General features: G+C 38.9%; 9 protein-coding genes. 5 read left to right on the plus strand and 4 right to left on the minus strand.

Going from position 1 to position 16,007, the window contains the following annotated elements:
* Window positions 1-31: 31 nt before the first annotated feature.
* Window positions 32-544: a glutathione peroxidase gene (locus tag U859_RS0128650; protein ID WP_025146646.1), complete on the minus strand. Its 513-nt coding sequence runs from the start codon at window positions 542-544 to the stop codon at window positions 32-34.
* A gap of 412 nt (window positions 545-956) precedes the next feature.
* On the opposite strand from U859_RS0128650, the gene topA reads away from it, so the two are divergent.
* Entirely contained in the window at window positions 957-3,521 is a 2,565-nt protein-coding gene (gene topA, locus U859_RS0128655) for a type I DNA topoisomerase (RefSeq protein WP_025146647.1), read from the plus strand.
* Window positions 3,522-3,604: 83 nt separating this feature from the next.
* The gene (locus U859_RS0128660; protein WP_025146648.1) at window positions 3,605-4,009 is read left to right on the plus strand and encodes a hypothetical protein; all 405 of its coding nucleotides are present in this window, start codon (window positions 3,605-3,607) and stop codon (window positions 4,007-4,009) included.
* A 68-nt stretch (window positions 4,010-4,077) separates the two neighbouring features.
* On the opposite strand, the gene U859_RS0128665 is transcribed toward U859_RS0128660, so the two are convergent.
* Complete coding sequence (locus U859_RS0128665; RefSeq protein WP_025146649.1) at window positions 4,078-4,500, minus strand: nuclear transport factor 2 family protein; 423 nt, start codon at window positions 4,498-4,500, stop codon at window positions 4,078-4,080.
* A gap of 213 nt (window positions 4,501-4,713) precedes the next feature.
* Between U859_RS0128665 and U859_RS0128670 the strand changes: the two genes are divergently transcribed.
* The 3 genes from U859_RS0128670 to pbpC all read left to right on the plus strand — a co-directional run bounded on the left by U859_RS0128670 (window position 4,714) and on the right by pbpC (window position 13,789).
* Window positions 4,714-10,305 carry an alpha-2-macroglobulin family protein gene (locus U859_RS0128670; protein WP_025146650.1) on the plus strand — a complete coding sequence of 1,864 codons (5,592 nt, stop codon included), beginning with the start codon at window positions 4,714-4,716 and terminating at the stop codon, window positions 10,303-10,305.
* A 163-nt stretch (window positions 10,306-10,468) separates the two neighbouring features.
* Window positions 10,469-11,017: a transposase gene (locus U859_RS0128675; protein WP_205314451.1), complete on the plus strand. Its 549-nt coding sequence runs from the start codon at window positions 10,469-10,471 to the stop codon at window positions 11,015-11,017.
* A 384-nt stretch (window positions 11,018-11,401) separates the two neighbouring features.
* Window positions 11,402-13,789 carry a penicillin-binding protein 1C gene (gene pbpC / locus U859_RS0128680; RefSeq protein WP_025146652.1) on the plus strand — a complete coding sequence of 796 codons (2,388 nt, stop codon included), beginning with the start codon at window positions 11,402-11,404 and terminating at the stop codon, window positions 13,787-13,789.
* A 278-nt stretch (window positions 13,790-14,067) separates the two neighbouring features.
* Here pbpC and U859_RS0128685 read toward each other — a convergent pair whose 3' ends face one another.
* A complete protein-coding gene (locus tag U859_RS0128685; RefSeq protein WP_240183116.1) occupies window positions 14,068-14,679 on the minus strand; it encodes a lysoplasmalogenase in 612 nt (203 codons plus the stop codon).
* Window positions 14,680-14,749: 70 nt separating this feature from the next.
* Window positions 14,750-15,967, minus strand: coding sequence for a sterol desaturase family protein (locus U859_RS0128690; RefSeq protein ID WP_025146654.1), 1,218 nt, complete (start codon window positions 15,965-15,967; stop codon window positions 14,750-14,752).
* Between the last annotated feature and the right edge of the window lie 40 nt (window positions 15,968-16,007).

Here is a 16,007-nt window from a genome sequence, read left to right on the forward strand (position 1 = left end):
TTCCATCTTACATATTCCCTTTTACCTCACTCTAAAGGTTTTTAACAATCACTTCGTCTGTAGGTTTTGTTTTAGAACGGAAACGGTGTACCAACTCTCCTTTTTCGTTAATCAGGAATTTCTCGAAATTCCATTTAATATCACCCTGCTCTTCTGTATTGGTTTGCGAGGTAAGATATTTAAACAATGGACTGATGTCGTCTCCTTTAACACTACTTTTTTCTGCAAGCAAAAACGAAACATTGTATTTTCCTGTACAAAATTCTTTAATCTCTGCATTGGTGGAAAACTCTTGTCCGCCAAAGTTACCTGCCGGAAAACCGATCAACACTACCTTGTTGCCATATTGTTTCTGCAGTTTTTCTAAATCTTCGTATTGAGGTGTAAAACCGCATTTAGAAGCCGTGTTAACAATTAAGATTTTTTTGCCTTTAAATTTAGAAAGTTTGATTTCTTTACCATCAATGGTTTTAAAGCTGAAATCGTAAACATTTTTTGGTGGCGATACCAATAAGTTTAATAGGATTAGAATTGTGCTGATCATCGTTGTTTTTATTTTTATATACGAATATAGGTACAAATCGGTTGCTTTGATGTAATGTGGCTGTAAATTATGTGATGGATGATGTAAAAGGTAAGATGTAGTTAACCCAACCTTTGTTTCTAAACCTGATATAGCGGGAAGCCCACAGCGCAGCGAGGACTTAAAGCTGTAGCAGGACTGCTGGCCGCCACTAAACAGAACCTTTCATTTTCAAAAACAATATATTTAAGGAATACAAAATCTGATTCTGCTGAAAACCATTTAAAATATTCGGCTGGAGATTAAAACCTGATTAAAATCACCTTAGAAACCAATATATTTTACCAACATTTAATAAAAAATTTGTATTAAATTCTCTTCAGGTTTGGATTTATGCTTTAATTATAGCTTTATTTGCACAAAAACGTATTTCATGGCCAAAAATTTATTAATCGTCGAGTCACCCGCAAAAGCTAAAACTATAGAAGGATACCTGGGAAAAGATTTCCTGGTGAAATCTAGCTATGGCCATATCAGGGATTTAGTGAAAGGCGATATGGCGATTGATATTAAAAATAATTTTGCCCAAACCTACGAGGTACCCGCCGACAAGAAGAACGTGGTTGCCGAACTGAAAAAACTAGCTAAAGAAGCCGAGATGGTATGGCTAGCATCCGATGAGGACCGTGAGGGAGAAGCCATTTCGTGGCATTTATTCGAAACTTTAGGCCTGAAAGTAGAGAAAACAAAACGCATTGTATTTCATGAAATCACCAAACCTGCTATTTTAAAAGCAATCGATAGTCCACGTGGAATTGATTACAACCTGGTAAACGCGCAACAGGCACGCCGGGTATTGGATAGATTGGTGGGGTTCGAACTTTCTCCTGTTTTATGGAAAAAAGTAAAACCATCACTTTCTGCAGGACGTGTACAATCTGTTGCAGTACGTTTAATTGTAGATAGAGAAAGAGAAGTTTTAAACTTTAATGCAGCCGCTGCCTATAAAATTACCGCACAATTTTCAACAGGTAAAGGAAAAGAAATGGTTAAGGCAGAATTGCCGCAACGTTTTGAAAGCGAAGCGGATGCCGAAAAATATCTTCAGGATTGTATAAATGCCAAATTCGATATTACAAGCTTGGAAACGCGTCCTGCAAAACGTAATCCTGCTGCTCCTTTTACCACTTCTACCCTGCAACAGGAAGCTTCCAGAAAATTAGGTTTTTCGGTAGCCAGAACCATGCAGGTGGCACAAAGACTGTACGAAGCGGGTAAAATTACCTACATGAGAACAGACTCTGTAAACTTATCGGAAACGGCTTTAAATGCTGCTGCTGCAGAGATTAAATCTGCTTACGGAGATAAATACCACCAACACCGCGTTTATAAAACCAAATCAGCTGGTGCACAAGAGGCTCACGAAGCCATCCGCCCTACTTATTTCGACAGACATACTGTAGATGGGGACATTTCGGAGAAACGTTTGTACGATTTGATCTGGAAACGTGCTATCGCCTCGCAGATGAGCGAAGCTTTGTTTGAAAAAACTACGGCTCAGATTACTGCTTCAACCCGAAAAGAGCATTTGGTGGCTGAAGGTGAAGTATTAAAATTCGATGGTTTCTTAAAAGTTTATCTAGAATCGACTGACGATGAAGAAACTGAAGAAAAAGAAGGTGGTGCCATCTTGCCTCCTTTAGCCAAAGGACAAGAACTATTTTTAAAAGAAATGCAGGCGACTGAACGTTACTCACGTCCGCCGGCAAGATATACAGAGGCCAGTTTGGTTAAAAAACTAGAAGAACTAGGCATTGGCCGTCCATCTACTTATGCACCGACCATTTCTACGGTACAAAACCGTGGTTATGTGGTAAAAGAAGACAGAGATGGTAAGCAACGTAGATTTACTTCTATCGTTTTAGCCGACGGACAGGTAAAAAAAGAAATCAAATCGGAAATTACCGGGGCAGAAAAATCGAAACTCTTCCCTACCGATATTGGTGAGGTGGTAAACGATTTCTTAGTGGAACATTTTAAAGGTATCGTCGATTTTAACTTTACCGCTAAAGTGGAAAAGGAATTTGACGAAATTGCGCAAGGTTTGCAAGAGTGGACTAAAATGCTGCACTCTTTCTATAATCCCTTCCACAGCGAAGTAGAAACCACTTTAGAAACCGCTGAACGTGCCACAGGTGAGCGTTTATTAGGCTTAGACCCTGCAACGGGCAAAAATGTATACACCAAAGTGGGTAAATTTGGACCATTGGTACAGATTGGCGAGCTTGACGAAGAAGAAAAGCCACGTTATGCAAGTTTAATGCGCAACCAATCTGTAGCTACGATTACTTTAGATGATGCATTGGAATTATTTAAACTTCCTTTCCAATTACCTGATTTTGAAGGCAAAGAGGTGATGATCGGTGTAGGCCGTTTCGGACCTTATGTAAAATGGGGCGAAAGTTTTATCTCACTTCCTAAAAATGAGGAACCTTTATCGGTAACTTATGATAGAGCGGTTGAAATTATCAAACAGAAAATGGATGATGATGCGCCAATTGCACATTACGAAGGTTTAGGAGTAACAAAAGGCAAAGGTCGTTTCGGTCCTTTTATTAAATGGAATGATCTGTTCATCAATATACCTGCAAAAGGATATGATTTCGACAATTTATCACAGGAAGATATCAATACTTTAATCAGCAAGAAAGTAGAAAAAGAAGCCAACCGCTTTATTAAAACCTGGGATGCTGAAAAAATTTCCATCGAAAATGGCCGCTGGGGACCGTTTATCCGTTTTGGTAAATTAATGCTTAAATTGAGATACAACGAGGCTACCAAACAGAAATATACTCCAGAAGAACTGGTTGATATTGATTTGGAAATAGTAAAGAAAATGATTGTAGAACAGGTACCAAACGCTTTCGAAACGAAGAAAAAGGCTCCTGCAAAGAAAAAAGCAGCTCCCGCTAAAAAGGCAGTAGCGAAGAAGAAATAAATGAGTAGCGTCACTCTGAATTTATTTCAGAGTCTTTATCGAAAGATGCTAAAACAAGTTCAGCATGACGATAAATAGTGGATATGAAATCAGATTTACCAGAAAATACAGTTGAAGATATTGCAATGGCCGTGGTACTAATGGGCGAAACACCAGAAGTTACGAGCTGGACGGTTTACCTTGTTAATTTAAAAAATGAGCCAATCACCAACGTATTGATCAGCTCAAAAGGTTATGGTGAAAAAGATGGCAAGCCGGTAAAAACTTCTGTGTTAAGGCATTTTATTGGAGATATGGAGGGGAATTCTTTTTCAGGAGTAGAAGCTATTGATCCTGAAGTTTTTGGTTTAACCAACGAATACTGGCTCAGTTATTATATTGGCAGCACCATTTACGACAAAAAGTTTATTTTTCTGCCTGAAAGCATCATCGATTCTAATTTGATCAAAATTCCGTTGGTGAATAGACCGGGGGTGATGATTAAATAGTCTGCAGTCTTAAGTCCTAAGTCCAGAGTCTTAGACTACCGACTTAGGACTCAAGACTAGGGACTCAACTAAGGCACCTTAACCGCTTGTCTTCCAATTAATTTCCAGCCTGATTTTTCTTTACTCCAGATTAAAAGGATATAAAGTTTCACATTTCCTGGAACATTTTTATCATTCGTTTTGGCATTCAGAGTATGTCTAACCAAGGCCGTTTTATTTTGAATAATAACCGATTGATCAGTTAAATTAATATCGACGAAATCAGATTCACCAGAAAGTAAGGAGTGCAGAAATTCTTGTTTCGTTTGGATCTTTCCGCTCGAATGACCATAACTCAAATTATTCAGCACAATTTTATCTAACGCTGAACTATCAGGTGTAACCATAAGTTTGGTTAATTTGGTAACAGCAGCTTCTACTTCAGCTTTCTGCGCAAAACAAAAATTGCTAGAAATTAATAAACATGAAAAAATTAAGAGTTTCCTGATCATATCTGGTTGTATTGGGTTGATCTTGTAAACTTATCCAAATCCATGCAAATGAACAAACCATTTGGTTTAATTTTCAACATTATTTCTTTTAACGTCGATTTTAGTTAATTTTCAGAAAGAATATGGGTTTTTCGGATTAATCAGATCAATTACGGCATAGCAATTGCTCCAACCGCAACATTATATTCTCATTTATCTTAACGAATTCATCCTATGGAGCAACCATCTACCTACCAATCTTCCTCAAAAAAGAAATTTATTTTTATCGGATTGCTTGCTGTTTCTATAGCAGCAATTGTGTTTATCTTTTTTAACCGGAAGAAGAAAAATCATGAAGAAAACCAGGCTTACGCTAAATATATAGAAGCGTATACTTCCGGAACCATTTCGAAAAAGAGTTTTATCCGCGTCCACCTGGCCAATGCTGCTACCGGCATGCAGGATTTAGGCAAAGCAGATTCACGCGAACTTTTCGACTTCTCCCCTTCCATTTCAGGAAAAACCTATTGGATAGATCCGCAAACGGTAGAATTCAGGCCCGATGAAAACCTAAAACCTGGCAAAAATTACGAAGCTACTTTCAAATTATCAGAAGTTTCTGCAACCGAAAAAGGCCTGGAAGATTTCGACTTTGAATTTAAAGTGATTACCCCAGGCATCATGCTTTCGCAAAACGGATTGGTTTCGCAAAACAATACTTCCCTTGAATATATGAAACTTACGGGTGAAGTAGCTACCGCCGATGTTGAAGAAACTAGTAAAATTGAAAAAACGCTTTCACTGGATTTTGACCAGAAATTAAAAATCAAATGGCAGCACGATCCTGCTAAAAATAGTTCAAAATTCACCATCGATAGCATTAAAAAAACGGGGAACGACCAAAATCTAAAATTAGAGTGGGATGGTGATGCCATAGATGCCGATCAGAAAGGTGAAGTGGAAGTCCGCGTTCCTTCGATAAATAAATTCGAGATACTGGATATGAAAGCCATACAGGGAGAAGAAGATTATGCTTTGGTGCAATTTTCAGAACCGATTGGTGTGGGCCAGGATTTAACCGGTATGATCACCCTGGGTAACCTAAGTGATGTAAGATATACCATTGATGCCAGTCAGGTTAAAGTTTATGCCCCTGAAGAATTAAAAGGTAATTATACCTTAAGTGTAAATGCAGGGGTCGAAAATATCAATGCTAAAACGCTAACCACTGGTAAAGTAGCCAATCTTGTTTTTGAAGATAAATTACCGTCGGTTACCATTGCAGGCGCAGGGACCATTTTACCCAATTCAGGAAAACTGGTTTTACCTTTCGAAGCGATTAATTTAAAAGCGGTTGATGTAACGGTAATCAAAATTTATGAAAATAATATTCCTCAGTTCTTCCAGACCAACAGCTATAAAGATGGTAACGAACTGCGCAGGGTGGCAAAACCTATTTTACAGAAAACCGTTCGCTTAGATGAAGATAAAGCACTTAACCTCCATAAAAAGAACCGCTTTACACTCGATCTGGATAAAATGATCCGTACCGAACCTGGTGCGATGTACCGTGTTACCATTGCTTTCAGACAGGAATATAACGCGTACAATTGCAAAACCGGAGTGGAAAAAGGCGATGGCAACGATGAAGAAAGCGAATATGGGGACTATGAAGGCTATGGCGAAAAGATTGATGAAGACGACGATTTCTGGCAGCGATATAACAACTATTACCCATCAAATTACAGGTGGAATGATAAGGACAATCCTTGTACTCCTTCGTTCTACACCAACCAACGTTGGGCCAGCCGAAACTTAATTGCTTCGAATATTGGTTTAGTGGCCAAAAGAGGAAATGATAATTCCATGCTGATTATTGCAACGGATTTATTGACTGCCAAACCATTAAGCGGGGTAAATCTGGAGTTAATGGATTATCAGAAACAGATTATCTTCACGACCAAAACCGATGGTGATGGTTTTGCAAAATTTGATTTAAAACGTCAACCTTTCCTATTGATTGCTAAAAACGGTTCAGAAAGAGGATATTTAAAACTGGATGATGGAAGCTCTCTCCCTTTAAGTCGTTTTGATGTGGGTGGCGATGTAGTACAAAGTGGCCTGAAAGGTTTTATTTATGGCGAACGCGGTGTTTGGCGCCCTGGTGATAGTTTATTTGTTTCTTTCGTTCTGGAAGATAAACTTAAAAAGCTACCAGCCAATTATCCCGTAACCATGGAGTTTTACAATCCAAAAGGTCAGCTATATAAGCGATTAATCAATGGTAAACCTACCAATGGATTTTATACTTTCAAAACCGCTACTGAAAGTACTGCGCCTACCGGTAACTGGATGGCAAAAGTTAAAGCAGGCGGTGCAACATTTACGAAAACTTTAAAAATTGAAACGGTAATGCCTAACCGTTTAAAAATTGATTTCAACATTGGTAATAAGTCGTACTTGAGTTCAGGAACATCGGCCGCTACCCTATCGGCCAAATGGCTGTTTGGTGCGGTTGCTCAAAACTTAAAAGCAAAGGTTGATGTGAATTTAAACACCACCGAAACCAAGTTTAAAGGTTTTGAAGGTTTCAGTTTTGATAACCCGACCGTAAATTTCGAATCACAGGTTAAAACCATTTTTGAAGGTACCTTAAACCAGAATGGTACAGCGCAGATCAATACGAATTTGAATGAAAACAATACTGCTCCAGGTGTATTAAGGGCAAATTTCACGACAAAAGTTTTCGAACCGGGAGGCAGTTTCAGTATCGATAATTTCAGTATTCCGTATCATGTATATAGCAGCTATTTAGGCATACGTGCTGAAAAAGGTGATCGTTTAAGTGGTATGCTGGTTACCGGGAAAGAGCATAAAATTGAAATTGTTAATGTAAACACCGATGGAAAATTATTGAGCGGCACAAAAACCATTACAGTAGAATTATATAAAACCCAATGGCGTTGGTGGTGGGAACAGGATGATCAGTACACTTACGCCAATTTTACCCAAAATCAGTTCAATAAACTGGTAGAAAGCCATCAGGTAAACTTATTTAATGGCAAAGGAAGCTGGAATTTACGTGTTGATGAACCAGAATGGGGACGTTACCTGATTTTGGTGCGAGATGTAAACGGCGGCCATGTTACCGGAAAATCAGTTTATGTAGATTGGCCAGGATGGGCACAACGTGAGCAAGGCAGCAATCCAACCGAAGCTTCTATGCTTTCTTTCACAGCCAATAAAGAGAAGTTTACCGTTGGAGAAGACATTACCTTAACCATCCCAACGGGTAAAAATGGCAGGGCGTTAATCTCCATTGAAAATGGAAGTCGCGTATTAAAAACTTTCTGGGTAGATACCAAAGCCGGACAAACGCAATTTAAGTTTAAGGCGGAGAAAGATATGGCACCGAACGTTTTTGCCAATATCACCTTATTACAACCTCACGCACAAACGGTGAACGATTTACCGATCAGGATGTATGGTGCCATTCCACTTTCGGTAGAAGATCCGCAAACGATCCTTAAACCGACCATTAAAATGGCGGATAAAATTAAGCCAGAAACGGAAAACACAATAACCGTTGGCGAACAAAACGGCAAAGCGATGACTTATACCATTGCTTTGGTTGACGAAGGTTTATTGGATTTAACCCGTTATAAAACACCAGATCCACATGGCGCATTTTATGCCCGCGAAGGTTTGGGCGTTAAAACATGGGATTTATTTGATTATGTTTTAGGTGCCTGGGGTGGAAACCTTGAACGTATTTTAAGTATTGGTGGTGATGGCAGCATCAATAAAAACCTCAATCCGGCAAAAGCAAACCGCTTTCAGGCAGTAGTTAAATTTATGGGGCCATTTACCATTGGTAAAGGCGAAAGCAAAACACATAAGTTTAAATTGCCTCAATATATTGGTGCAGTGAGGGCTATGGTCGTTGCCGGACAGGATGCAGCTTATGGTTTTGCAGAAAAATCGGTTCAGGTTAAAAAACCGTTAATGGTGCTGGCTACCCTGCCAAGGGTTATTGGTCCGGGAGAAAGTTTTACATTACCTGTAACTGTTTTTGCCACAGAGAACAACCTTAAAAATGTATCCGTACAGCTTCAGGCCAGCAATTTAATTGTTCAGGGTACTAATAAACAGCAGCTTTACTATAAACAAACGGGCGAGCAGATGACTTCTTTTGAGGTTAAAGCACCAAATAACGTAGGTATTGCCAAAGTAAAAGTAATTGCGCAGAGTGGAGCTGAAAAAACAGTTTACGATGTAGAAATGGATATCCGAAATCCAAATCCTTATGTAACCAATGTGGTTTCGGCAACAGTACAGCCACATACCAAATGGGCAGTAAATTATTTGCCGATCGGAATGACAGGCACCAATTCCGGATCATTGGAAGTTTCTTCTATTCCGGCAATTAACCTGGGTAAACGATTGGCTTATCTGATCCAATATCCTCATGGTTGTATTGAACAGACTACCTCAGGCATTTTCCCTCAACTGTTCCTGGATAGATTGAGTCCGTTAAATGAACGGCAGAAGGCCGCAACGGAGAAAAACATCAAAGCAGGTATAAACAGGATCAAAGGTTTCCAAACTACCGAAGGGGGCTTATCTTACTGGCCTGGTGAAGGTACTGCTGATGAATGGGGAAGTAATTATGCCGGTCATTTCTTAGTGGAAGCTCAAAATGCTGGTTATACCCTACCAGTTGGCCTATTGGATGAATTATTACGTTATCAAAAATCAAAAGCAGCAAACTGGGCACCAAACAGCAATAATTTTTATGGTGGCGATTTATCACAAGCCTACCGTTTATACATGCTCGCATTGGCTAAAAAACCAGAAATGGCGGCAATGAACCGGTTAAAAGCTTTTGAATATTTATCTGTTGCCGCAAAATGGCGGTTGGCAGCAGCATACAAACTTGCAGGACAAAATGATGTGGCTCAAAACATGATCAGAGGATTGGATACTTCTATTCAGGCTTACAAACAACTGGGTGGCACTTACGGGTCTGAAGTTCGCGATCAAGCCATGATTTTAGAAACCCTTACCCTACTTGGTCAGAAAGCAAAAGCAGCCAGTTTATTGCAACCTTTAGCGGCTAAGCTAGGCGAAAATACATGGTACAGTACACAAACTACGGCTTACAGCTTGTTAGCTATTGCAAAATTCTGCGGTTCTAACCAGTCGGCCAATAAATTGCAGTACCAATATGTATTGGATGGAAAAACCGCTCCTGTAAGCTCGAACCAGTACATTAACAGTACACCAGTAACTTTTAAAGGCAGCACCGCTTCAGTTACCAATAATGGCAATAACGTATTATTTGTCCGTTTGGTTTTAGAAGGACAGCCTGTTGCAGGTCAGAACAACTTCTTACCTAACCGATCTGAGGTTTTGGATATGAATGTGGTTTACAAACGATTAAACGGTAAAGTTTTAGATCCAGGCACTTTGAAACAAGGCACTGATTTTTACGCAGAGGTAACGGTAAAAAATCCTGGCCGTATGGGTTATTATGAACAAATGGCACTAACGCAGATTTTTCCTTCTGGATGGGAAATCATCAATACCCGCGTTAACGATAACCAAAGTATTCTGGCCTCATCTCCATTTACTTATCAGGATATAAGAGACGACCGTGTTTTCACTTACTTTAACGTAAGAGAAGGCGAAAGTCTGGTTTATAAAGTGTTGCTTAATGCTTCTTATTTGGGTAAATATTATTTATCAGCTGTGCAATGCGAAGCGATGTATAATAATGATATTTCGGCAACAGAGGCTGGTAAGTGGGTGCAGGTGGTGAAGTAAGAGGATTGATATAAATTGCTTATGGTTCGTGGAGACACGAACCATGGCGCTAAAATAAAATATCGTCCGACTCAATAGCCTCGGTTCGTGTCTCCACGAACCGAAACTAAAAAAAACAGCGATAGTCAAAGCTTACATCTCAACTCACCGAAATCTAATAACAATGGATAAATTATTTGTAGGTAGAAGAAAGAGCTACATTGAAATCGGACAAATTTACTTTTGGACAGCAACCATAAACAAATGGCAAAAATTATTAGAGAAGGATGAATTTAAGAATATCATTTTGAACTCGTTTAAGCATCTAAGTAAATTAAACAAGCTTGATATTTTTGGTTTTGTCATTATGCCAAATCATATACATACGATTTGGCGGATTAACAAATTAAATGGCAAAGAAACTGTCCAAGGTTCATTTTTAAAATATACAGCACACGAATTCAAAAAATTATTAAGTCCAAATGAGCTTGTTAATTATTATACAAATTCCATTAATAAAAATTATGAATTTTGGCAGAGAGATTCGTTAGCGATACATTTATACACTCCAGAAGTTGCTTATCAAAAGTTAGATTACTTACACAACAATCCATGTACGGAACACTGGCAATTAGCGACGGATCCTGAAGATTATTTATATTCGTCAGCTTCCTTTTATGAAAAGAATGAAACTAATCATTCGTTTTTAAAGGATTTAAGATTAGAACTTTAAAGTAAAAATGGTTCGTGGAGACACGAACCATGGCGATAAGAACGAGGGTAAACTTAAATACTTTTTACCCTCATAAAAATTACGAGTGTAAATTTTACGCTCAAGCCTCGGTTCGTGTCTCCACGAACCGAAATTAGAGATCCTGAAGATTATTTATATTCGTCAGCATCTTTTTACGATAAGAATGAAACTGATTATTCGTTTTTAAAGGATTTAAGATTAGAATTAAAGTAAAAATGGTTCGTGGAGACACGAACCATGGCGATAAGGTAAATTATTTTAACATAGTTAAATTTCAATACTTCAATAAATAGCCTCGGTTCGTGTCTCCACGAACCGAAATCTGATAAAATAACAAAATAAATTTCTATCATAAAAATCTACATGAACAAAATCCCAAAAGCATTTCTCATTTCCGATCTTTTCTGTTTTGCCTTGCTTTTGGCATTTCTTTTCGCATTACCTGCAAAACTTTTCAAAACACCAACTTCATATGTTGTTGAAGCCAGCAATGGTAATTTACTGAGTGCTGCCATTGCCAGCGATGGACAATGGCGCTTCCCGGTGGCCGATAGTGTTCCTGTAAAATTTAAGGATTGTATTATCGCTTTCGAAGACAAACGGTTTTACAACCACTTCGGTGTAGATATTTTGGCCATGAGCAGGGCCATGCGTCAAAACTGGCGGGCTAAAAGCGTGGTAAGCGGTGGAAGTACCTTAACCATGCAGGTAATCCGCCTCTCCCGAAAGCAAGATCGAACCGTTTGGCAAAAGCTTCTGGAAGTAATTTTAGCCTTACGCTTAGAGCTCAAATATTCGAAAACAGAAATTTTAGGTTTATATGCCGCTAATGCTCCTTTTGGAAGCAATGTTGTTGGTTTAGAAGCAGCCAGCTGGCGCTATTATGGCCGCGATGCCAAAACACTTTCGTGGGGTGAAATGGCTACCCTCGCGGTTCTTCCCAATAGTCCATCTTTGGTTCACCCTGGTAAAAATTCGACCAGATTGATAAAAAAAAGAAATGATTTATTGGATAAACTTGCTCAGCTCAAATACATCGATCAGGCTACCGCAAATTTATCAAAACTAGAGCCTGTTCCGGGTAAACCCATGCCCCTACCTCAAAATGCGCCACATTTATTAAACCGTTTTAAAGCAGAAAGAGCAAGCCTAAATATCTCCTCAACAAGGATTACTTCTACACTGGACGAAAATATTCAGTTAAAAGTAAACACGATATTAAAGCGGTACAACAACCGCTATCGGGCCAACGACATCAATAACATTTCTGCGTTGGTGCTTGATGCCAGAACCGGCCATGTAGTAAGTTACGTAGGCAATATCTATCAACCAGAAAATGCTGACCTGCAGAGTCACGTGGATATGATTAAAGCACCACGTAGCCCGGGTAGTACCTTAAAACCCATCCTTTACGCCAGCATGATGAATGATGGTTTTATATTGCCACATACGTTAATCCCTGATATTCCAACTCAAATAGCTGGTTATTCGCCACAAAATTACGATCTGGGTTACGATGGTGCTATTGCCGCAGATAAAGCACTGAGCCGCTCGCTAAACATCCCAGCGGTAAAAATGTTGCAGCAATACAAGTATGAACGTTTTTACGATAAGCTTAAGAAATTAGGAATTGGTACTTTAAATCAGCCTGCAGATCATTATGGCTTGTCGTTAATTTTAGGTGGTAGCGAAGTAACCATGTGGGATTTGGCCAATACCTACATGGGCATGGTAAGAACGTTGAATCATTTTAATACTTATAAAGGTTTATACAATCCTGAAGATTATGAACCGGCTACCTATTTCAATACTGAAAGTAGGAATGATAAAGATTACCAACGCAATTCATTTTTAGATCACGGTTCTATCTGGGCAACTTTTAATGCCATGGAAGAGGTAATGCGACCTGGTGATGAAGGTTTATGGGAGCAGTTTTCGTCATCACAGAGAGTAGCCTGGAAAACTGGTACCAGTTTTGGTTTCCGCGATGCCTGGGCAGTGGGTTTAACACCAAATTATGTAGTATGTGTTTGGGTAGGCAATGCCGATGGTGAAGGGAGACCAGGTTTAGTAGGTATTGAGGCTGCCGCTCCGGTTTTATTTGATATTTTTAGGTTATTGCCCAACGGAAAATGGTTTGAAACGCCCACCACCAAACTCAAAAAACTTAAAATCTGCAAACAGAGCGGTTATAAAGCTGGAGAATATTGTACAAATGTAGTAGAAGAACTGGTTCCTGTTTCAGGAGAAAAAACGGTGGTTTGCCCCTATCATAAATTGGTTCATTTGGATAAAACAGGCATTTACAGGGTAACCGATCAATGCGAGAGTGTAACCAATATGCAACACAAAAGCTGGTTTATTTTGCCACCAGCAATGGAATATTATTACAAAATAAAAAACAGCGATTATAAAAACCTCCCTCCTTTTAAAGAAGGTTGTAATCCTTCAGGCGGTAACAGCGTAATGGAGGTAATTTATCCTAAAAATAATGCTATAGTCTACATTCCATTAGAATTAGATGGTACAAGAGGCAAAATTGTAATTAACGCGGCACACCGAAATTCAAGTTCAAAAATTTACTGGCATATCGATAATGAATATGTGGCCACAACCACGAATTTTCACCAATTGGCCATTAGTCCACCGCCGGGCAAACATACTTTAACACTCGTGGATGAAAATGGAGAACGGTTGGTACAGGTTTTTACAGTTTTGGATAAGGAAAAAAAGGCGGAAGGTGGAGGGTGATCAGGTTGAAGGTTCAGGTAATGATTTATATTTTTCTTTGCTCTACTGCCTTGTATTTCATAAACCTGATAAAGTGGAAATCCTTTTTAATTTGCAACGACCATAAATACACTGTCATGCTGAGGTACAGCCTGTCCCGACTTTCGGGAAAGCATCTGTAACCGACACGCTCCCTCCGTATTCAATGCACTGACTGTACCTGATTAAAAAGATTGGAACGATAGCAGGACTTCAGTAACCGATTAACACAGAACCCTGCTTTTCAAAAAAACAACAAACTATATTTCCGTCCTCGTAACTACCAACTTACGCTCAATAGTACCGTAAACAATCAAATACTGCGCAATCATGTAGCTAGCCATAATCAGCGCACCGCCCTGCGGAATAGGCTGAGCAAATTTATTCACAGCTAAAACACTGTCAGACAGCAAGAAAAACAAGGAACCATAAAGAATAAGTTTAAAGCTAAAAATATTCACTTTCCCGTAACGGTTAACAGCCATAAGTGCCATCACACAGATAATGATGGCATACATTAAAACCGGAAATTGCATGATCCCAAGATGCGGCTGTAAGTAGAAAAACAAACCTGAACAAAAAATAGCAAAAGCTCCTACTGCCCACAGAAAATATGGCGTTTTATGGCTTGGGTTGGATTTATGATCAAGCGTAAAGGCCCTAATATAAAAGATATGGCAAACTAGAAAAGCGACCAATCCGAAGATAAAAAAACTTGTCCTGCCGTTTTGCAACATCAGTAATATATCTCCTGCCCATGCAAAAATTAACCCTGTAAAAATCCTTTTATGGAAACGGCCTTTCAAGTTTGTACCCACATAAAGCCATACCAAAAGTACCATCACAATTAACGGCTTAGAAAAGGTACGCAAGCCGGTACTATTGGTATATTCAGCATAAAGTTGAATTACAAATACCAGAAAAAAAATAAATGAAAATAACTTAGTCTTCATTGGGATTAGGATTTGCCTTTTGCAAATTAAAGAACCAAATTACGGATATTAACTGGATAGCCACAAAAATTACTTGATATCCTACACTGAATTTAAAAATCAGCACCAGCAAAATACCAAATATTAACCTGAAATATTCGAACTTAATTTGCCATGCTTTCTGCTCTAATAAAGCACCACAGGTAATTAAAGTGAACATAATAAAAAAAGATCCTGATATTAATGGCATCGTTTCCATTTTATGATAAGAAAACAATATGGCAGAGCCTGCGGCCAATGCCACTAAAAATTGTATAAGCACATAACCGGTTAACTTAGCTTGATAGGCCGGATTGTATTTTTGATAAGTGATGGGATTGATCTCAGGTGCAGATTGAAATCCACCTAAATGTGAAGGAAACCAGCCCGGAGGTTTTAAGAAAACTTTAATTTTATCACTTATTTTGGGAGATTGTTTAGCCGTTTTAACCAGGTCGCCCCAATAATGCAGATTTGCCCAAACAGGGTTCCAGCTGGCCAAAGGTTTGGTAATACCATAATAAACTTCTTCTTCCTCTTTTTGAAAAGTCCCGAAAATACGGTCCCAGATAATTAAGGTGCCAGCATGGTTTTTATCAATATATTTAGGATTAGAGCCGTGGTGTACCCGGTGGTGCGATGGTGTATTTAATATATATTCCAAAAAACCCATGTTTTTAATTGCCCTGGTATGGATCCAGAACTGATACAGCGTATTAAAAGAACTCAGGGTTAAAAACATTATCGGATCGAAACCAACAAAAGCCAACGGCAGGTAAAATACCCAGCTAAACCAGCCCTGAAACCAGCTCTGTCGCAAAGCGACAGTTAAGTTATATTCTTCCGATTGGTGATGCACAATATGCGCTGCCCATAAAGCATTTACCTGATGACTCATCCGGTGGAACCAGTAGTAGAAAAAATCGACGCCGATAAATAGCAGCATCCAGATCCAGATGTTTTTTGGCAATTCAAAAAGGCGCCAATGCTCAAAAATATATTTATAACCAAAAAATAATGCCGTTTTCATAAAAATACCGGTAAGCTGCTGCCCTATTCCCTGACTTAAATTGGCAATACTATCGTTAAGCCGGTAGTAATTTAGTTTTTTATAAAAATTATAGACTAATTCTATCCCAATCAGGATAAAAAACACTGGCACAGATAACGCAATGTAATCCACTTTCATACGGGCATAAAATATTTGGCTAGTTATATTTATCTTACAA

The organism is Pedobacter jeongneungensis (assembly GCF_000633455.1).
GTDB classification, from domain to species: Bacteria; Bacteroidota; Bacteroidia; order Sphingobacteriales; family Sphingobacteriaceae; genus Pedobacter; species Pedobacter jeongneungensis_A.